13 protein-coding genes and 1 tRNA gene are annotated in these 18985 nt (G+C 63.2%); 9 read left to right on the top strand and 5 right to left on the bottom strand.

What is annotated here, in order from left to right; genetic code table 11:
- Positions 1–6 precede the first annotated feature (6 nt).
- Positions 7–1002: an asparaginase gene (locus Uis1B_RS08115; protein ID WP_101617262.1), complete on the top strand. Its 996-nt coding sequence runs from the start codon at positions 7–9 to the stop codon at positions 1000–1002.
- Between the two features lie 109 nt (positions 1003–1111).
- Here the strand turns inward: Uis1B_RS08115 and Uis1B_RS08120 are convergent, their stop codons facing one another.
- Together Uis1B_RS08120 and Uis1B_RS08125 are read right to left on the bottom strand one after the other, a co-directional pair.
- Entirely contained in the window at positions 1112–3499 is a 2388-nt protein-coding gene (locus Uis1B_RS08120; protein WP_165782805.1) for an HAD-IC family P-type ATPase, read from the bottom strand.
- 673 nt (positions 3500–4172) lie between these two features.
- Entirely contained in the window at positions 4173–6338 is a 2166-nt protein-coding gene (locus Uis1B_RS08125; RefSeq protein WP_101617264.1) for a S1C family serine protease, read from the bottom strand.
- 270 nt (positions 6339–6608) lie between these two features.
- On the opposite strand from Uis1B_RS08125, the gene tgt reads away from it, so the two are divergent.
- From tgt to msrA, 5 genes are all read left to right on the top strand, one after another.
- Complete coding sequence (gene tgt, locus Uis1B_RS08130; protein WP_101617267.1) at positions 6609–8018, top strand: tRNA guanosine(34) transglycosylase Tgt; 1410 nt, start codon at positions 6609–6611, stop codon at positions 8016–8018.
- A gap of 178 nt (positions 8019–8196) precedes the next feature.
- Positions 8197–8949 carry a nitroreductase family protein gene (locus Uis1B_RS08135; RefSeq protein ID WP_101617269.1) on the top strand — a complete coding sequence of 251 codons (753 nt, stop codon included), beginning with the start codon at positions 8197–8199 and terminating at the stop codon, positions 8947–8949.
- 152 nt (positions 8950–9101) lie between these two features.
- Positions 9102–9184 (top strand) — tRNA-Leu (locus Uis1B_RS08140).
- A 158-nt stretch (positions 9185–9342) separates the two neighbouring features.
- Positions 9343–9591 carry a hypothetical protein gene (locus Uis1B_RS08145; RefSeq protein ID WP_101617271.1) on the top strand — a complete coding sequence of 83 codons (249 nt, stop codon included), beginning with the start codon at positions 9343–9345 and terminating at the stop codon, positions 9589–9591.
- Between the two features lie 337 nt (positions 9592–9928).
- Positions 9929–10909 (top strand): peptide-methionine (S)-S-oxide reductase MsrA, encoded by a 981-nt coding sequence (gene msrA / locus Uis1B_RS08150; RefSeq protein WP_243390320.1) that lies wholly within the window; start codon positions 9929–9931, stop codon positions 10907–10909.
- A gap of 156 nt (positions 10910–11065) precedes the next feature.
- Here msrA and Uis1B_RS08155 read toward each other — a convergent pair whose 3' ends face one another.
- Entirely contained in the window at positions 11066–11617 is a 552-nt protein-coding gene (locus tag Uis1B_RS08155) for an NADPH-dependent FMN reductase (protein ID WP_101617275.1), read from the bottom strand.
- Between the two features lie 208 nt (positions 11618–11825).
- On the opposite strand from Uis1B_RS08155, the gene Uis1B_RS08160 reads away from it, so the two are divergent.
- The 3 genes from Uis1B_RS08160 (at position 11826) to dcd (ending at position 14377) form a co-directional block, all read left to right on the top strand.
- A complete protein-coding gene (locus Uis1B_RS08160) occupies positions 11826–12191 on the top strand; it encodes a GntR family transcriptional regulator (protein WP_101617277.1) in 366 nt (121 codons plus the stop codon).
- Between the two features lie 118 nt (positions 12192–12309).
- A complete protein-coding gene (locus Uis1B_RS08165; protein ID WP_101617278.1) occupies positions 12310–13557 on the top strand; it encodes an MFS transporter in 1248 nt (415 codons plus the stop codon).
- 238 nt (positions 13558–13795) lie between these two features.
- Positions 13796–14377: a dCTP deaminase gene (dcd, locus tag Uis1B_RS08170; protein ID WP_101617280.1), complete on the top strand. Its 582-nt coding sequence runs from the start codon at positions 13796–13798 to the stop codon at positions 14375–14377.
- Between the two features lie 25 nt (positions 14378–14402).
- Here dcd and Uis1B_RS08175 read toward each other — a convergent pair whose 3' ends face one another.
- Together Uis1B_RS08175 and Uis1B_RS08180 are read right to left on the bottom strand one after the other, a co-directional pair.
- On the bottom strand, positions 14403–15506 hold the full coding sequence (locus Uis1B_RS08175; protein WP_101617282.1) for a LacI family DNA-binding transcriptional regulator: 1104 nt from the start codon (positions 15504–15506) through the stop codon (positions 14403–14405).
- A gap of 213 nt (positions 15507–15719) precedes the next feature.
- Positions 15720–18758 (bottom strand): cation-translocating P-type ATPase, encoded by a 3039-nt coding sequence (locus Uis1B_RS08180; RefSeq protein ID WP_101617284.1) that lies wholly within the window; start codon positions 18756–18758, stop codon positions 15720–15722.
- Positions 18759–18985 lie beyond the last annotated feature (227 nt).

The raw sequence follows: 18985 nt of genomic DNA on the forward strand, positions 1-18985 counted from the left end.
GGATCGATGCGCATCCACATCACATATACCGGCGGCACGATCGGCATGGTCGACTCGCCACATGGTCTCGTTCCCGGCGCGGATATGCGCGGCTGGCTGTACGGGCTGATCGACGGCACGCAGATTTCGGCCGATCAGGTGTCGTTCACCCAGCTCGACCCGCTGATCGACTCGTCGTGTGCCACGCCGGAGAACTGGCAGGCCATCGTCGATGATCTGCTGGCACACCGCGATGACGCCGATGCGTTCATCATCCTGCACGGCACCGATACGATGAGCTACTCTTCGGCCGCCGTATCGTATGCACTCACCGGTTTCGGCAAGCCGGTGGTGTTCACCGGATCCCAGTATCCGCTCGGCATGGTGGAAACCGACGCCACCGCCAATGTGACCGGCGCGCTCAACGCCGTGCTGAGCGGGCGGGCGGAAGGCGTTTCGCTGTTTTTCGGCCACCACCTGATCGCCGGCAACCGGGTGAGCAAGGTCTCCTCCTGGGCGTTCGAAGGGTTCGCGGCGCCATCGGTCGGACTGCTCGCGCAGACGGGCGCGCCCTGGCATTGGGAGCCGTATGACGGGCACGGTGACGGCTGGGCAAACCCCGAACCGTATACGCGCCACGACGTGCCGGTGATCGACATGGCGCCGGGCATCACCGCGGCACGGTTGGAGGCCATGTTCACGCCGCGGCCGGAAGCCGTATTGGTTCGCGCGTACGGCGTGGGCAATGTGCCCGCCGACGAGCCGGGGCTCACCGACGTGTTCGCCGGTCTGCTCGGCGAAGGCATTCCCGTGGTGGTGGCCTCGCAGTGTCAGCAGGCGCGCGTGCTGCTCGGCCATTACGAGGCCGGGGATGCGATCGCCCGGGCGGGAGCCATCGGCACGGGAGACATGACGCTGGAGGCCGCCTACGCGAAGATCGTGTTCCTGCTTTCGCAGGGTCTGCGCGGCCGTGATCTCGCCGAATGGATCCCGAAATCCATCGCCGGCGAGATCACTGTGTGAGCGGCAGACGGTTGTCGTCCCGGTGGGGTGTCCCGGTGGGGTGTCCCGGTGGGGTGTCCCGGTGGGATGTCCCGGTGGGGTGTCCCGGTGGGATGTCCCGGTGGGGTGATTAGTCCCGATCGATCAGCGCCGTCAGCGCCCACAGGATGCTCACCACGTCGATGGCTTCCTGCATGAACGCGCCGATCACCACCGGAATCAGATCGAAGGCGGCCGCTATCATGCCCACCAGGGCCAATCCGAGACCAAGGCACACCGCCTGCAGCATCACCCGCTTGGTTCGCCGGGCGATGGCGATCGCGTTCGGCACGCCGGCGATGTCGTCGTTCATGATCACCGCCTGAGCGGATTCGGAGGCTGCGGTGCTCGTGCCGTCGGTGATGGCCATGCCGATGTCGGCCGCCGCCAGCACGGGCGCGTCGTTCACCCCGTCGCCCACCATCATGGTCACGGGCTTCGCGGCGTTCTTTCCGGCGAACCACTGCAGCGCACGGTCCCACGGTGACTGTCGGTTCGGCTGTTCCGTGGAAGCCTCGCGCACGGCCGACACCTTGCCTTCGGGGAAGAGCTCCGCCTTCACGTCGTCGAGGCCCACTTCCTCGGCGATGATTGTCGCCGATGCGGTCTTATCGCCCGTCAGCATGGAGAGCCGTTCCACGCCCATCGATCGCAGTCGCGCCAACGATTCCCGGGAATTGCCGCGCGGCACGTCCCTCAGCACGATCCGCGCGACGAGACGACCGTCCACCGCCACGTAGGCGGCCATTTCGTCGGGCGCGAGAGCCGCGAAATGGTCGGACGGGAACAGCACGTCGCGCATGGCGTGACGGCGAGCGCGACTGGCGGCTTTATCCGCGCGCTTGACGGTTTCCGGAGTCCGGCGCGTTCCCCCCGTCGATGCGGACGGGATGATCACCGATCGGAATCCGCTCGATCCCGCTGTGGGGGCATGACCGGCCGCCGCGGCCACATCAACGCCCGGCAGCGCGGCGAACTGTGCCGCGATCGCCCCCATACCGCGCATGCCTTCGGTGACGAAGTCGAATCGACCGACCCGAACCGTATGGCCGTTGACCTCGCCGCTGACGCCGTTGCCGGTGTCCTCGCTGATGTGCCGTACCACCGGATACACCCGTCCTCGCTCGGGCAGGCCGCTGCCGGGCCGGTTGCGCTCCGGGCACTGCCGTTGGCCGGCGTCATAGCGGGACTGAAGTCGTTCGACGGCCTCGGCGCCGGCCTTCGCGATGCCTTTGGCGAGAATATGCACGGAATAGCTTTCCACCACGCCGGCGAACATGAGGATATGGTCTTCGTTCAGTGCGGCGGGGTGTCTTCCCGTCTTCCGCGAATCAGCCGATCCGGTCGCAATTGGCACTGTCGCAGCCACTGCCTCATCCGGATCCGGCAGCGCCACCACGCCGACCGGAATGTCCACGCGCACGACCTGTGGTTTCTTGACCGTCAGGGTGCCGGTCTTGTCGAAGAAGATATGCGAGACCCGGCCGAGATTCTCCAGCGTCTCCTGCGTTTTGACCAGAATGCCAGCCTTGGCGAGCCGCCCGGTGCCGGCCATGTAGGCCACCGGCGCGGCGATGAGCAGCGGGCAGGGTGTGGCGAGGACCAATACCTGGGCGAATCGTGTCGGCACGCCGGAGACGATCCATGCCACGCATGCGATGACGAACGAGATTACGGTGAACGGCACGGCCATCAGATCGGCGGTTTTCACCACGGCTGCACGCGAGTTCTGGGCGGACTGCACGAGTTCGAGAATGCGCTGGTATTGGGAATCGCGGGAAAGTTCGGTGGCGCGCATGGTGATCACGGTGGATCCGTTCACCGCGCCCGACATCACGCGGGCGCCGGCGAACACCTCGCGCGGCACCGGCTCGCCGTTGATGTTCGAAAGATCCAGTGTGGCCGTACCGCTGAGCAGTTCGCCGTCCACCGGCACGGTTTCGCCCGGCAGTATGCGCAATACGTCTCCGGGGCGAACCTGATCGACGGGAACCGTGCGCATATGGGAGTCCGCGGCCGTGCCATGCGCGGCGGTGCCGGACGGTTTGGCCGAACGGCCTCCCACGCCGGAAAGATCCATCACATGCGCGGTCTGCGGCGCGGCGGCCATCAGTGCGGTGAGATTGCTTTCGGCCTTGGCCTGCGCATACTCCTCGATGGCCTCGCCGGAGCTGATCATCAGCACCACGGCCCAGCTCGCCCAGTATTCCTGAACGGCCAGTGTGGAGAGAATCGCCACCACGGCCAGCACGTCCACGCCCACATGCCCGTGACGAATGTCGTCGATCATCCCGCGCAACGTATCGATGACGGTGTAGACGACCAGAATGATGACGATCCACTGCCCCACGCTGGGATCGACCACCCAGAACGGCCGGGGCCACGGACGCCAATCCCATAGTCCCGCCACGGCGAACGCGGCGAATATGGTGATCGGCAGTAATGGAACCCGTCGGCAAAGATTGATGATGCTGTGCATCCGATGCTCCTTACGCTGGTATGAGCCGACCTCGATGTCGTCTGCAACCGCGAACGGGAACCGTGGAAACCGTGGGATCCGTGAGAACCATGGACGTGGTCGCAAGGCCGGGTCGGCTTTGCAATCACGCCTTGTTAACCCACTGCGTTCCGCCAGAGCGGATCGCAATACACGGCGTAAAGATGTTCGATATTCAGTTGTTGCGCTGTTATGTTCGATATTCAGTGTTCAGCGTTTGCCACGATACCAGATGATCCACGACAACACGGCATCCGACCCTCCCCGCCTTCCCCTTAGGCCGAGCCGTGAAGAAAATGCCAGAGGCATTTTCAGGCGAGGGCTCGCCGACAGGCGAGCAGAAAAGCCGCGGCCGTAGGCCGTCCACTCTTGCGAAGAAGGTGGCCGACGAAGTCTGGCCTTCCCGACCTTCCCTCCGAAAGGAACGTGTCCGGCGAAGACGAACCTTCCACTTTCCGACCTTCCCCTTTCGGATCACCGGGTGTTGCAACGACCACTGGAACCCACCCAGGTTCCGGCCTTCCCCTTTGAGGGAAGGTGGCCGGCGAAGCCGGACGGATGAGGTGATGCAAGCGAAACACCACTCAATCTGCGTATCGCTCGCATCACCCCATCAATCGACTCCGCCAGCCCCCAGTCCCGGACCGGCCATCGATCACCAGCCGAACAGGTCGCCGTATCCGTTGTCGGAACCGTCGCTGCCGGATCCGCTGTCGCCATTGCCGGAATTACCGGAGCCGCTGTCGCCGTTGCCGTTCTGGCTGTTGCCGTTACCGTTGTTCTGGAAGAACGGGCTGGTCGATTCGGAACGGTTGGAGCCGTTGACCGCGCTTTCCTCCTTGTTCATCGTCACGCTGAGCTCGACGGTCTTGCCATTGCGCACCACGGTGAGCTTGGCGGTGTCGCCCATGGCCGTCGCTCTCACGAAGCCGAGCAGCGAGGCGTTGGAGCCCACGGCCTTGCCGTTGTATCCCACGATCACGTCGCCGGCCTTCACGCCGGCCTTTTCGGCCGGGCCGCCGGAGACCACGCTCTGCACCGCGGAGCCGGCGCGGGTCACGCCGTCGGCGGTGGCGGTGTCGGTCTTCACCGTGACGCCGAGGGCCACATGCTGCACCTTGCCGCTCTTGATGATCTCGTCGGTCACCCGCTTGACGAGGTTCGAGGGGATCGCGAAGCCGATGCCGATCGATCCGCTGGACGAGCTGGAGCTGCTGGACGAGCTGGATGTGGCGATCGAGGAGTTGATGCCGATGATCTGTCCGGCCGCGTTGAAGGTCGGGCCGCCCGAATTGCCGGGGTTGATCGCGGCGTCGAGCTGCACGGCGTTGGTGACGATCTCGTTGTTGTCGTCGTCCATCACAGTCACCGGACGGTTCAGCGCGGAGACGATGCCGGTGGTGGCGGTGTTCTCGTAGCCCAGCGGGTTGCCGATGGCCATCACGTTCTCGCCGACGGCCAGTTCGTCGGAATCCGCGAACTGGGCGACGGTCAGGTCGCTCGGCGGGTTCTGCAGCCTGATCACGGCCAGATCGGTGGTCACGTCGGTGCCGACGACCTTGGCTTCGTACAGGTTGCCGTTGGAAAGCGTCACCATGATCTGCGAAGCGCCGGAGACGACGTGGTTGTTGGTGACGATGTCACCGTTCTTGCTAATGATCGCGCCGGAGCCCTTGGCCACGCCGGTCTGGCCGTTCGAGCTCACCTGGGTCTGGATGGCGACCACGGATCCGGAGACGTTCTTGGCCACGGTCTGCCAGTCGGGGGACTCACCGGATTCCACCTTCGCCGTTCCGCTGCCGGAGGAGTTGGAGTTCAGCGACGACAGCGATCCGGAGGTAGGCACCTGCACCCAGCCCGCGGTGAGCGCCGCGAATCCGATGCCGAGACTCACCGCCACGGCCACCACGGCCGCGATGACGGCGGTGACGATGGAAACCATACCGGACCTGCCTCCGCCGGCCTGACCGCCGTTCGGAGTCCCGTTGGGCATGCCGTTGCCGGAACCGCCCGGAACGTTGGGGGCACCGGGCATGTTGGGCGCACCGGGGCCTGCCGGGCCACCGGCGTTCGGATTGCCGTTGCCGGCGTTCATTCCGGCATTGCGGTTCTGCGGATTGTTCTGCGGATTCTGGAACGGATTGTACGGGGCATTGCCCTGCCGGTTCTGCTGACCGCCGTTGCCGTTGTTGCCGTTGTTGTCATTGCCGGTCTGGATGCCGAAGAAGTCCCGGATCGGATGGCCGGACTGGCCATTCTGGTCGTTCTGTGAGGACGACTGCCCCTGCTGCTGGTTCTGCGCCTCCTGCTCGCGACGGGTCTCCTCCGGGATCGGACCGTACGCACCGTACAGCGGTGCCGGCCGGTACGGGGAATTGGAGCTGACGCCGGGGGCATTGCCGGGAGTCGGAGTATTGGGGTTGGAAGCCGGGGCCGGCGGCTGCGGTGACTGAGCCGGTCGAGTATTCACGTTCTGCCCGAACGGATTCAGCGGCAGCGACGGCGCGGCATCCTGCGGTGCGGCAGGCCGAGCCGGCGGCTGCGGCAGAGCCTGGGTTTCCTGCGCGTCCCGCTGCGACACCGGCGTGATCGCCTCGGTGGGCTGTTCGCTGAGCGGCTGCTGGATCGTGGTGCGCTCGGCGTCCGGAATCACCGGCTTCGAATTGGAAGTATTGACGTTGTTGGCGTCGACGTTGGCGTCGGCGGCACTACCCGCGTTTGCCGGGGCGTTACCGGCTTCCCCCTGCTCGGCTCGGCCCGGCTGCTGCTGTCCGCCGTTACGCGGATCCCAATCATTGGGATTGCTGTTGTTCTCAGCCATTGCTGCTCCTTCATCATTCGTAGGGGCCTGTGGTCGTTTGAGATCCCGCCATCCCCCGCGCGCGAAACCCTGCGTCCGCATGGGTGTTCCGCTGCTGTTCTTTACGGCTACCTACAGAGTAAAGACCGCGGCTCTGGAAGTTTCCTGAACGTTCGTTGAAAGATATTCTCGAATACTCTTCCGACTTGCTCGGATTCCTCGAATGATCCGCCGGTTCTGTAAACCCTGACCAGCCATAACCCTGACCAGCCATAGCCTAGAGTGGTGATCATGACTGACGCAACGAATACAACCGACACCACGTCGCTCGTACCGGCGACTTCGCCATCCTTGGCGCCATCCTTGGTCTCCGCCTCGGTTGCCGCCGGCTCCCCCGAAGCCGCGGCCCTCGTCGATCATCCCCGTGGCGCCCAGAATGGGCTTCCGGGCGATCGATCCGCCTTCGGCTTCGAAGTCGTTCGACGGCTCGACCCCACCGCGGACGGGCTGGGCCGCGATGGCTTCCGTCATGGCCGGGCCGGCATTCTCCACACCCCCCACGGCGATATCCAGACCCCCGCATTCGTACCCGTGGCCACGCAGGCCACCATGAAGGCCATGCTGCCCGAGCAGCTGGTTGATCTCGGCGCTCAGTGCACGCTGGCCAACGCATTTCACCTGTTCGAACGTCCCGGCGAGGATATTCTCGACGAAGCCGGCGGGCTTGCGAAGTTCATGAACTGGAACGGCCCCACCTTCACCGATTCCGGTGGATTCCAGGTGCTTTCACTGGGAGCCGGGTTCAAGAAGACGCTGGCCATGGACGTCACCGGGTTGAAATCCGATGACGTGATCGCCGAAGGCAAGGAGCGCCGGGCTTTCGTGGACGAGGACGGCGTGACGTTCAAATCCCCCCTTAACGGCGACGTGCACCGATTCAGCGCCGAAATCTCGATGGGCATCCAGCACAAGCTCGGCGCGGACATCATGTTCGCCTTCGACGAGCTGACCACGCTGATGAACACACGGTCGTATCAGGAGCAGTCGGTGGAGCGCACCTACCGCTGGGCGAAGCGTTGCGTGGCCGAGCATCAGCGGCTCACCGCCGCCCGCACCGGCAAGCCGTATCAGGCGCTGTTCGGCGTGGTGCAGGGCGCGAACTACGAGGATCTGCGCCGGCACGCGGCCCGGCAGATCGCCTCGCTGGACTTCGACGGCGTGGGCATCGGCGGAGCGATCGAAAAGCGACTGCTCGGCAACACCTGCGCATGGATCTGCGATGAAATGCCGGAATTGCGGCCGCGTCACGTTCTCGGCATCGCCGCGGTGGACGATATCTTCGCCGGTGTGGAGAACGGCGGCGACACCTTCGACTGCGTGGCCCCCGCCCGCACGGCCCGCAACGGCGCGATCTACACGCGAGACGGACGCTGGAACGTGCTGCGCGCCGCGCTGAAGCGCGATTTCCGCCCGCTTGAGGAGGGCTGCGACTGCTACACCTGCCAGCATTATTCGCGCGCATATCTGCATCATCTGCTCAAGGCGCGCGAGATGAGCGGCTGCACGTTGGCCACGATTCACAACGAGCGGTTCTTCGTGAAGCTGATCGACGACATCCGCGAATCGATCGTCGGCGGATACTTCGACGAGTTCAAGCGCGAAACCCTGGCGCGGTTCTACGCCAACGGCTCCCGCGGCTAATCCGCAATCGGACGACGCGGCATAGATTTCGGCTTTACCGATCTTTCGCGCGAGCTGAACTTTCGGTGAAGCCGAAACATTGGCCGAGCCGTTCCTTACATGCCTGGCCCTACCATGGCAGTAGCGCATAGCACGTCAGCAACAGCACGTAAGCATTTGGGGACGAAAGAGAGACGTCATGGAACTGCTTGAAGCGATGGAGAACCGTCACGCCATCCGCATGTACACCGACGAACCGGTCGACGCCGATACGCTTTCGGCGCTGCAGAGCGAAATCGATGCCTGCAATGCCGAAAGCGGACTGCACTTCCAGATGACCCATGATCTGGACGACGCGTTCCTCGGACTGAAGACGCATTACGGTCGGTTCAAGGGCGTGCACAATGCGATCGCACTGATCGGCGCTCCGGTTCCTCCCGCGGAAGGCGCCACCGCCGGTTGGATCAAGGAAGGCACTGCGGATGAGGCCGCCACCGATCCCGGTGAGATCCTGCTGCAGGAGAAGGTCGGCTATTACGGTGAGCGACTGGCGCTGAAGATCGTGCAGCTTGGACTGGAGACGTCCTGGTCGGTGCTCGACAACGCCGACGCCTCGGCAGACGCCTGGTGGCAGCTTGGCCCCGACGAGAAGATCGTGTGGGTGTTGGCGTTCGGCCATGGCGCACGGCCGGGTGGCAAGCACCGCACGAAGCCGATCGAGGATCTGTGCAGCGTCCCCGAAGGCGAGGAGATGCCCGACTGGTTCCGCAATGGCATGGAGGCGGCGATGCTGGCCCCCACGTCGCTCAGTCAGCAGCCGTTCCTGTTCACACTGCATTCGGATGGTTCGGTAAGCGCCGAAGCGACCGAGGGACTGTTCGCCCATGTGGGATTGGGCTGCGCGATCTACCATTTCGAAGCGGTTTCCGGACATCGGGTCGAATGGCGGTGACGGCGGTCGATTCCGCGATTCAGTAACTGCACGACTCAGTGATTCAGTAGGAATCGACGGTCATCGCAGACGCCCGCCAACAAACGCGACACGCCGAAGCGCTTTCGGATTTGCCAGATTCGCAAAGCCGATGCTAAATTAACTGTTTGTCTGCGAGCGTGGCGGAATGGTAGACGCGCTGTCTTCAGGTGGCAGTGAGTGTATGCTCGTGGGGGTTCAACTCCCCCCGCTCGCACGATTGAACAAGGACCGGAAGTGTTGGTATTTCAACGCTTTCGGTCTTTTTCTTTTTTCAAGCCGAGCGTTTTGGCGATAACAATGGTGACAAAATCTGGGCTATAACCCCTATAACCGGAAGTTCCTCAACGAGATCGACAGGCTAAGGAGCGGACGATGAGCACGAGCAGGCATGACGATGAGCTGCTGGCCCTGGTCGGCATGACCGGGGAGCAGGCCGAACGCGACGCCGCGCTGGCCGAGGACGAGACGACGCCCGACAGACCCAGCAGCACCAGCTTCCGATACCGTCACGCGGGCCATTTCGCGTCACACGGAATGGGTGCACCATGTGACGCACCCGTAAAAACGTTGGAATATCAAGGGTTTGATCACTGCGTCACACGGAATGGGTGCACCATGTGACGGTACCCGCGCCATGTGACGGTACCTGTTCCATGTGACGGCGTTCGGACCGTCCCGAACCGCCTACGTCGGCACAGAATATGCAGGAAGCCCGAACAGACCGCGTGAGGGGATCAGGCAGCGGCAATCAAGGTTGGGATATGGTGTTCTCGACCGTAAGGACTTGGCCCGAGCGGCCCGGAGCGTGTCGAGAACGCCATATCCAAACCGTCTGAGTCCAAACCACTCACACCCCCCAAAAAACTTTCCCGGCCCAAACCGCTCATGCCCAACCACGAAACCCGCCCCAAACCAATCAGGATCGTAGACTGGCCGTATGAGCGAAAACAGTGATCAGATGACACAGGATGCGTCCCGAATCGCACAGCCGACAACCCCGCAATCAACGGACCAGACCGCCTACTTCGCCGGCGGCTGCTTCTGGGGACTGGAACGATATTTCAGCAACGTGGACGGCGTCACAGCCACCACGGTCGGCTACGCACAGTCCAACACCCCGAATCCCACGTACGAGCAGGTCTGTTCCGGCACGACCGACGCCACGGAAACCGTGCTCGTGCGGTTCGATCCGACCCGTGTGACGCTACGCACGCTGAGCCTGCTGTTCCTGGAGGTGATCGACCCGTTCTCCGTGGACCGGCAAGGCAACGATACCGGCCGTCAATATCGGACCGGCATGTTCTACACGGACGATGATCAGCGCGACGTCTACATCGCCGCGATCGAACAGCTCATCGACCGCGAACCTCGCCGACCGGCCGTGCTGATCGAGCCGCTGCGCAATTTCTATCCGGCCGAACCGTACCATCAGGATTATCTCGACAAGAATCCCGGCGGATACTGTCATATTCCGCTAAGCAAGATCGCCAACGTCCGCAATCGCCAACGGTATGTCGAACGCATCTGGGATCTAACGCTCGAACAGTTCGCGGTCACGCAGCATGCCGCCACGGAACGGCCGTTCGTCAACGAATACGACCACACCTTCGAGCCGGGCATCTACGTGGATATCGTCAGCGGCGAACCGTTGTTCCTTTCCACCGATAAATTCGACTCCGGTTGCGGATGGCCCGCTTTTTCGAAGCCGATCCGTCCCGATCTCGTCACCGAGCATGAGGATGATCGTGTTCCCGGAAGGCCTCGCATCGAGATCCGTACGGCGGACACGCAGATTCATCTCGGTCATGTTTTCGATGACGGTCCGGCTGAACTGGGCGGACACCGATACTGCATGAACTCCGCTTCGCTGCGATTCGTGCCGCTTGATCGGATGGCCGCCGAGGGTTACGGGGAGTATATTCCGCTGCTTCAGCGGTGAACGATTCAGACAGATCAAGCAGATCAGACCGAATCAGATCAAACCGTGCCGTGTACAACAACCAAGGTGGGCCACCCCCTTTCGGGAATGGCCCACCTTATCGCAATACCGACTTATACGGTGTCGGCAGTGCACTACCGACGAATCACCCGTGAATCACTCGGCGACGAACTTCAGGAAGGCGTCAGCCTGAGCGCCCAGCTTTTCGCGATCGGCGTCGGTCAGGCCCAGCTCGCCGTTGCCCCAGGCTTCGGGAGCGAGTACCACGCCCAGCTGATCGTCAAGCAGTTCGGCCTTGTTGAAGCCGAGCACCTCGGTGAGCTTGCCGCGAGTGCCGGCACCGGCGGACTGGCCGGAAACGGAGCTCAGCGCGATCTTCTTGCCGGCGAGCACGGAAGCGGACTCGGCCGGGTACGGCTCCAGCGGGCGGGACAGCCAGTCGAGCAGGTTCTTCAGCACGCCCGGGTAGCTGTAGTTGTACTCCGGGGAGAAGATCCACACGCCATCGGCGAGCACGACCTCACGACGCACGGCGGAGACGGCGTCCGGAGCCGGATATTCGTCGTCCTGGTTGAAGAACGGCACGGCGGTGTAGTCCAGGAACTTCACTTCGGCGCGGTCGCCGATGAGCTTCTTGGCCTCTTCGGCGAGCTGAAGGTTGAACCCGTTCTTGCGCAGCGAGCCCACCACGAACAGCAGCTGAGTCATGATTCCTCCTATTGGTCTTGTTGGTTTTCGATCGGACGTATTACCTTCCGTTGGTATTGTCGCTCGAGGGTTCCGACATGCTTTGCCCTAAGAGAAGCAGCCCCGCAAAACGTTGATATTCCAACAAAAGACGGCACCCAACTGTATTATCACAGAGATACAGTTGAGCAGGATTTCCGACGGGCTTCCGGAAAGGATCAAGGACCGTATGACGTTCACCATCGACCGCAGCGACCCCACGCCGGTATTCAATCAGATCTACATGCGGTTCGAAGGTCTGATTCGCTCCGGGCTGATGGAGGCCGGCTCTCCCCTGCCATCCATACGGCAGCTTGCAAGGAGTCTCGACGTTTCCGCGAATTCCGTGAAGCACGCCTACGAGGAACTGGAGTCGAACGGTCTGATCGTCACCAGTCCCGGCCGCACGGCACGGGTGGCGGACCAGTCACGGCTGCCCTGCGACGTGCTCGCGGCCATCCAGTGCCTCGTCGTCGCCGCGCATAAGGCCGACACCGATCTGGCCGCCACCCAGCACGTCCTCAGCGCAGTCTGGGAGATGGAACCCGCGGAGTAAGGCTATCAATTCTGATGTGCGCCGGCCCTCGGCCCACCTGTAATTTGATCGTTCAAACCATGAGTTACACTGTGCGAAACCACAACCCTTCCGAACAACGACAGTTATCCGAGGCCTTATGACGCAACAAGCCAGATCGCCGCATGCAGCGAATCGCATCGCCACGGGGAACGCCACGCCCCCGAACTACGACCGCACAGTGGTGGCCTGTTTCAACGGGTATGTCACCCAGGCGGTGGTGAACAATTTTCTGCCGCTGCTGTTCGTCACGCTCAGCACCTCTCTGCACATGTCGCTCACCGAACTGTCCGGCCTGATCACGGTGAACTTCATCACCCAGCTGATCGTGGACGTCCTCGCCGGCAAATACGTGGATCGCATCGGCTACAAGCGCTGCATCGTCGCCGCGCACGTCTGCGCCGCGGTGGGCCTCGTGTCTCTGGGCATACTACCGCAGCATGTCGCCGACCCCTACGCAGCCTTGCTGACATCGATCTTCCTGTATGCCATCGGTGGCGGCCTGATCGAAGTGATGGTCTCACCGATCGTGGAGGCCTGCCCCACCCGACACAAGGCGCAGGCCATGAGTCTGCTGCATTCGTTCTACTGTTGGGGCCAGCTCGCCACCGTAGGCGTCTCGACCCTGTTCTTCGCCGTATTCGGCATCGACGCATGGCCGTATCTTGCCTGCCTGTGGGCGTTGATTCCCCTTGCCGGAATCGTCATGTTCGCCAAGGCCCCGATGCCCGAAATCATCCCCGAAGGCGTGGAACACATGCGCACGGGCACCCTGTTGCGCAAGCCGCTGTTCTACCTGCTGTTCGTCATGATGCTGTGCGCGGGAGCCGCGGAACAGGGCATGGCGCAATGGGCGTCCGCCTTCGCCGAAACCGGCCTCGGCGTGAGTAAAACCATCGGCGACCTCGCCGGTCCCGCAGCCTTCGCGCTTACCATGGCGCTTTCACGTACCCTGTACGGCATCATCGGCCGCAAGATCAACCTTCGTATCTGCATCGCCGGCAGCGCGGTGCTGTGCGTCGCAATGTATCTGCTCGCCGCACTCTCCCCCATGCCGATTCTCGGCCTGCTCGGATGCGCGTTCACCGGATTCACGGTGGGCATCATGTGGCCGGGCACGTTCTCCCTGGCCGCGGAACGAATGCCGGGCGGCGGCACACTGATGTTCGCCCTGTTCGCCGTCGCGGGCGATCTCGGCTGCTCGGCCGGCCCGGCCGTCGTCGGACTGGTCGCATCCGCCAACAACGGCAACCTGCATTCCGGGCTGCTCGCCGGCACGCTCTTCGCCGTCGGACTGCTGATCTGCACCGCACTGCTGGGGCGCTCGCGGAAAGTCGCGCGGTCGTGAACCGATCCGTACCGGCAAGTTAATCCGCATAGGCAAGCCGACCGCCTTCGCGGCAACACCCGCAGCCCAGGTGTTCCAAGGTTTCCTATCGACCCACTAGACTTGTGGCACAGGAAGCGTTGCACAGTGCGGGGTTCGCCGCGCAACGATCTCCTCATTCGCGTCAGGGTCTCCGCATCCGCGCCGGGGAGAAGGCACGCAGACCCGCACGAGGAAACCCGCGTAAGGAGAAACATTCATGCTGCTTAGCGATCACGATATCCTGGCCGCTCAGGAGAACGGCAACATCTCGCTGACGCCCTGGACCCCGGAAATGGTGCAGCCGGCTTCGGTCGACGTTCGTCTCGACCGGTTCTTCCGCGTATTCAACAGCCACAAGTACACCTACGTCGATCCGGCCGAGAATCAGGGCGATCTCACCGAGCAGTTCGAGGTGCCCGCGGACGAACCGTGGATCCTGCACCCCGGCGAATTCATCCTCGGCTCCACATGGGAATACGTGAAGCTTGACGCCTCCATCGCCGCGCGGCTCGAAGGCAAGAGCTCGCTGGGCCGTCTGGGTATTCTCACCCACTCCACCGCCGGATTCATCGACCCCGGATTCGAAGGGCATATCACGCTGGAGCTGTCCAACGTCAGCACGCTGCCGGTGAAACTGTGGCCGGGTATGAAGATCGGCCAGATGTGCTTCTTCTCACTGAGCTCGCCCGCCGATCATCCGTATGGTTCCGGCGAACTCGGATCGCATTATCAGGGGCAGCGCGGCCCGACTCCGAGCCGGTCGTACATCAACTTCTACCGCGCCGACGTCAACGACTGACCGGCCGGCCGATCCACACGGCCGGTCAATTCTCCTCATACGGAGAATTGCGCCATACCAGTTCCGGCTGCAGCAGCTTATGCCACTGCTCGTCGTCGGTAACCGGCTTGCCGTCGAGCACATCCCGCGTCATCCGCAGCAGCTCGCGCGCCACCACGTCCAGCGGCTGCCTGATCGACGGGAACGAAAACGCCTTGGCCAACGCGGAATCGTCGAATCCGGTGACCCATACCGGGCGGGAAAGCATGGCGACGTTGGGATTGCCGTCGATCACCGCATGCTTGACGATATGACTGATGCTGGAAAGCGCACCGACCGCAAGATTGTCGGACGGGCAGACGATGGCGTCCAACTCCGGATGCCGGGCATACAGTTCGGCCGCCGCCTCCTCACCGGCCCGCATGGCCTCGATCGTGCCGATCGCCCAGGAGCTTAGCGGAGATTCGCCATATCGCTCCCGCTCCGCGGACTGCGAAACCACCAAACCGGCCTCAACCAGCGCATCATGCCAGCCGGCATACCGGTTCAGTGCGGTTCCGGTACCGGTATTCCATCCGATATAGCCGATATGACGACGTCCGGCCCGGATCAGCCGGTGGGTCATCTCCTTGATCGCGCTGTAGCCGTCCACGTCCACCCACGGAATCCGTGCGGCCTCCTCCTCGGGAATGTTCCACGGCCTGCCGAACAGCACGAACGGCTGATGATGCTCGATCAGCCAGCGGGGGCGACCGTCGGCCACTTCCAGTTCGTTCAGCACGATCGCATCGACGTCGGACTGTTCCATCAGGCTTTCGATGTGCTGGATCTCACTGGCCTCATCGATGCGCGGGTACAGCATGATCTGCTTGCCGTCGACGTTGGCCTCAGCGGCCAGCAGATGCAGGAACTCATCGAAGATCGGCGAAGGCGCGCGATGCTTGCCCGCAGCGATGCCCACGGCCACCACGTCACTGCGTCCGGAACGCAGACGCCGGGCCGAAGCGTTCGGCTTGTACCCCAACTCCTCGATGGCCGCCTGAATCTTGGCTCGCGTGGCCGCGGACACAATATTCGGAGAGTTGATGGCGTTGGACACCGTCTGGTGAGAGACGCCGGCCTTGCGCGCCACATCGCGAATGCTGACCATAGGATCGCCCCCTGATGCCTGATACGTCGGCTACCATGCCGTCCGCGTATCGCCTTGCAGGCGTGACGGGGTCGCATGCACGTCGATCGCGACGGCATCCGACCTCGTCACACGCATGATGTGCGATACTGTTCGTTTAGCTTTGTCTAAGCCGATTATTCCACATCCATATGAACGTTCAAGTTCCGTTGCCAAATAATGCCGCGCCGAAGGCTACGCCCGCCGGCCGGCCACTCGCAGCACAATCTTGTAGATCTCACTGCCGGCCAGCACCAGCGCGGCCAATCCCAGGCATTCCAGCCACTGATGCGGATCAAGCGGGGTGGTGCCGAACGCGGTATTGAGCACCGGCACGTAGATCACCAGCAGCTGCAGCGCCACGGAAAGCGCGATTGCCCCCCACAGCCAGCGGTTGGCGAACATGCCCCTGAAGGCGCTCTGCGTGGCCGAACGGGCGGCGAGCGCGTTGAACAGCTGCGCGAACACCAGAATCGTGAATCCCATCGTCCGAGCCATGACGATCTGGTCGGCGTGCGCCACTCCCATGGCCGAGTCGTCGGTCAGCAGTCCGCCGGGCAGGTACAGGTCCATGCCGATCAGAGTCACCGTTGCCATCAGCAGACCGACCACGATCACGTCGCCCCACATGCGTCCGTCGATCACACGGTCGGTGAGCTTGCGGGGGCCGCGGTTCATCACGTTTTCGGTGGACGGATCCACGCCCATCGCCATGGCGGGCGCGGCGTCGGTCAGCAGGTTGATCCACAGCAGCTGGGTGGCGAGCAGCGGTACGGTTACGCTGTCCGCACCCGGCTCGGCGATGCCGAGGAATCCGGCGAGCATCACGCCGCCGAACACGGTAAACACCTCGCCCACGTTGGAGCTGAGCAGGTACCGCAGGAACTTGCGGATGTTGTCGAAGATCGACCGGCCTTCGCGCACGGCGGCCACGATGGTGGCGAAGTTGTCGTCGGTCAGGATCATCTTGGCGGATTCCTTGGTCACTTCGGTGCCGGTGATGCCCATGGCCACGCCGATGTCCGCGGATTTCACGGCCGGCGCGTCGTTCACGCCGTCGCCGGTCATGGCCACGATCTGCCCCTGAGTCTGAAGAGCGTCCACGATCCGCATCTTATGTTCGGGGGCCACGCGCGCGTAGACGGAGACGCTGCGTACGGCCGAATCGAATTCCGCAGGCGCAAGACGATCCAGATCATCGCCGGTCATGGCCTTCCCGGATTCTTCGATGATGCCGAGATCCTTGGCGATGCGGGCGGCGGTAAGGGGGTGGTCGCCGGTGATCATCACCGTACGGATGCCGGCTGCGTGTGCTTCGGTCACGGCGTCGCGCACCTCGGTTCGCGGCGGGTCGATGATGCCGACCATGCCCGACCAGATCATCTCCCGCTCGATGATCTCCGGATGATCGGCGACATCGGCGGCGGGCGCGTCTCCGGCTTCGGCATTCGGCCCGATGGCCTGCTCCAGTCCGGGGATCTGTCCGATTCGCGTCACGCCCAACGGCCGGTATGCGGCGCCGAGCGTACGGTACGCCTGATCGGAAAGACGCTCGACTGCGGCCAGAATCCCCGCACGGTCAGTGTCAGTCAGCGGACGGACCTGCCCGGCGACTTCGATGCGGTCGCAGTAGCCGAGCAGCACGTCGGGCGCTCCCTTGGCAAGTGCGACCAGATGATCGTCATCGTCATGGTCGGCGGCGATCACCGTCATGCGCTTTCGATCCGAGGTGAAGGGGATTTCGGCCACACGGGAATATCTCGCGGCGGGATCGGTTCGTCCGTAAAGGCCGCGGACCGCCGTCTTTCGCATGGCCACGATCAGCGACACTTCGGTGGGATCGCCGATGATCGCATGCCCACCGTCGGTCTGATCGTCGCTCAGCTGCCCGTCGTTGGCGGTCGCTCCGATCAATAGCGTTCTGCCGGCTTCCGTACGACGGGGATCGTCGACCTGCAGTTCGGTCCCATCCACGGCGGTCATTTCGCCGATCGGTTCGTATCCGGTGCCGGTGAGCGCAACTTCGCCGGATGGGGTGACCACGCGCTGCACGGTCATTTCGTTGCGGGTGAGCGTGCCGGTTTTGTCGGAGCAGATCACCGAGGCCGATCCCAGTGTCTCCACCGAGGAGAGCTTCTTGACGATGGCATGGTGGCGGGCCATACGCTGCACGCCGAGCGCGAGCACGACGGTGAGGATGGCGGCCAATCCTTCGGGGACCGCGGCCACGGCGAGCGAGACGGCGAGCAGCAGGGATTCGATCACATCCTGCGTGGAGTTGAATCCGTAGACGATCGCCAGCAAGGCCAGCACCAGCACGGCGATGGCGCACACCGCCAGACCGAGTACCTTGGAGACGAACGCGATCTCCTTCTGCAGCGGCGTCGGTTCCTCCTTCTGAGCGGACAGCATGTCGGCGATTTTGCCCACCTGCGTGTTCATGCCGGTGGCGGTGACAACGAATCGGCCGGTGCCCTGCGTCACCGACGTGCCGTTGAACACCATGTTGGCCCGATCTCCGAGCGCCTTGGCTTCGGGCAGAGTGGTGACGTTCTTGGTCACCGGTACGGATTCGCCGGTAAGCGAGGCTTCGGCCACATGCAAGGCGGCCGCGGCGAACAGTCGGCCATCGGCGGCGACGGTATCGCCTTCGGACAGCAGCACCACGTCGCCCGGCACCACGTCGGCGGTGGGGATGGAGACGGATTGACCGTCGCGCAGTACCGTGGCGTGTGCGGCGGCCATGCGGGAAAGCGCCGCGACGGCCTGCTCGGCCTTGGCCTCCTGCATGTAGCCGAGTACCGCGTTCACGATGAGGATCAGTACGATCACGATGCAGTCGAACGGCAGTTTTTCGGCTTCGGCGGGATTGTTCGCCCGCTCGATGAGCCAGGCGACCAGTGAGATTGCCGTGGCACCGAGCAGCAGGTACACCAGCGGATCGTTGAACTGGGCCAGGAATTTCTTCCACTTCGGCATTGCGGGCGCGCCGACGAGCTCGTTGGGGCCATGTTTGGTCAAGCGTCGGCCCGCTTCTTCGGCGGTCAGACCGTTGTCGAGATCGGTATGCAGCGCTTCGGCCACGGTTTGCGGGGCGACCAGCGATGGGTCATCCGAATACTCGATATCGGTGTCAGTGCCGATATCGGCGCCGCCAGACTTGTTGTCAAGCTGACCGGATTCGCCGGCAGCATGGACACGTGAGAACGATGATGCGTGAGTGTTGGGTTCCATGATGTTCCCCTTGGTTCCGCCGCAGAGTAGTCAGTTTTCGGCGGCCGAAAACGGTCGCGCCGTGAAACTGTGCGGATGCCATCCCACCGCGAAACCGCGGCGGTTATTCGCATTGTATCGGGCATGGTTTGGCAATGCGACAAACACATTTCAACAACATGTCGTTTTTCGTTGAGGATCGATCACCGTGCTGCAACCGATACGACAACCCACCGAAACGTGTCCAT

The organism is Bifidobacterium margollesii, from assembly GCF_002860355.1.
Taxonomy (GTDB): Bacteria; Actinomycetota; Actinomycetes; order Actinomycetales; family Bifidobacteriaceae; genus Galliscardovia; species Galliscardovia margollesii.

What these genes read in the sequence shown, in the direction of transcription:
- Uis1B_RS08125 (WP_101617264.1), bottom strand. Translation starts at nt 6,338, where the DNA reads ATGGCTGAGAACAACAGCAATCCCAATGATTGGGATCCGCGTAACGGC.
- Uis1B_RS08175 (WP_101617282.1), bottom strand. Translation starts at nt 15,506, where the DNA reads ATGGTCAGCATTCGCGATGTGGCGCGCAAGGCCGGCGTCTCTCACCAG.
- Uis1B_RS08165 (WP_101617278.1), top strand. Translation starts at nt 12,310, where the DNA reads ATGACGCAACAAGCCAGATCGCCGCATGCAGCGAATCGCATCGCCACG.
- tgt (WP_101617267.1), top strand. Translation starts at nt 6,609, where the DNA reads ATGACTGACGCAACGAATACAACCGACACCACGTCGCTCGTACCGGCG.
- Uis1B_RS08145 (WP_101617271.1), top strand. Translation starts at nt 9,343, where the DNA reads ATGAGCACGAGCAGGCATGACGATGAGCTGCTGGCCCTGGTCGGCATG.
- Uis1B_RS08115 (WP_101617262.1), top strand. Translation starts at nt 7, where the DNA reads ATGCGCATCCACATCACATATACCGGCGGCACGATCGGCATGGTCGAC.
- Uis1B_RS08135 (WP_101617269.1), top strand. Translation starts at nt 8,197, where the DNA reads ATGGAACTGCTTGAAGCGATGGAGAACCGTCACGCCATCCGCATGTAC.
- Uis1B_RS08120 (WP_165782805.1), bottom strand. Translation starts at nt 3,499, where the DNA reads ATGCACAGCATCATCAATCTTTGCCGACGGGTTCCATTACTGCCGATC.
- Uis1B_RS08160 (WP_101617277.1), top strand. Translation starts at nt 11,826, where the DNA reads ATGACGTTCACCATCGACCGCAGCGACCCCACGCCGGTATTCAATCAG.
- Uis1B_RS08155 (WP_101617275.1), bottom strand. Translation starts at nt 11,617, where the DNA reads ATGACTCAGCTGCTGTTCGTGGTGGGCTCGCTGCGCAAGAACGGGTTC.
- Uis1B_RS08180 (WP_101617284.1), bottom strand. Translation starts at nt 18,758, where the DNA reads ATGGAACCCAACACTCACGCATCATCGTTCTCACGTGTCCATGCTGCC.
- dcd (WP_101617280.1), top strand. Translation starts at nt 13,796, where the DNA reads ATGCTGCTTAGCGATCACGATATCCTGGCCGCTCAGGAGAACGGCAAC.
- msrA (WP_243390320.1), top strand. Translation starts at nt 9,929, where the DNA reads ATGACACAGGATGCGTCCCGAATCGCACAGCCGACAACCCCGCAATCA.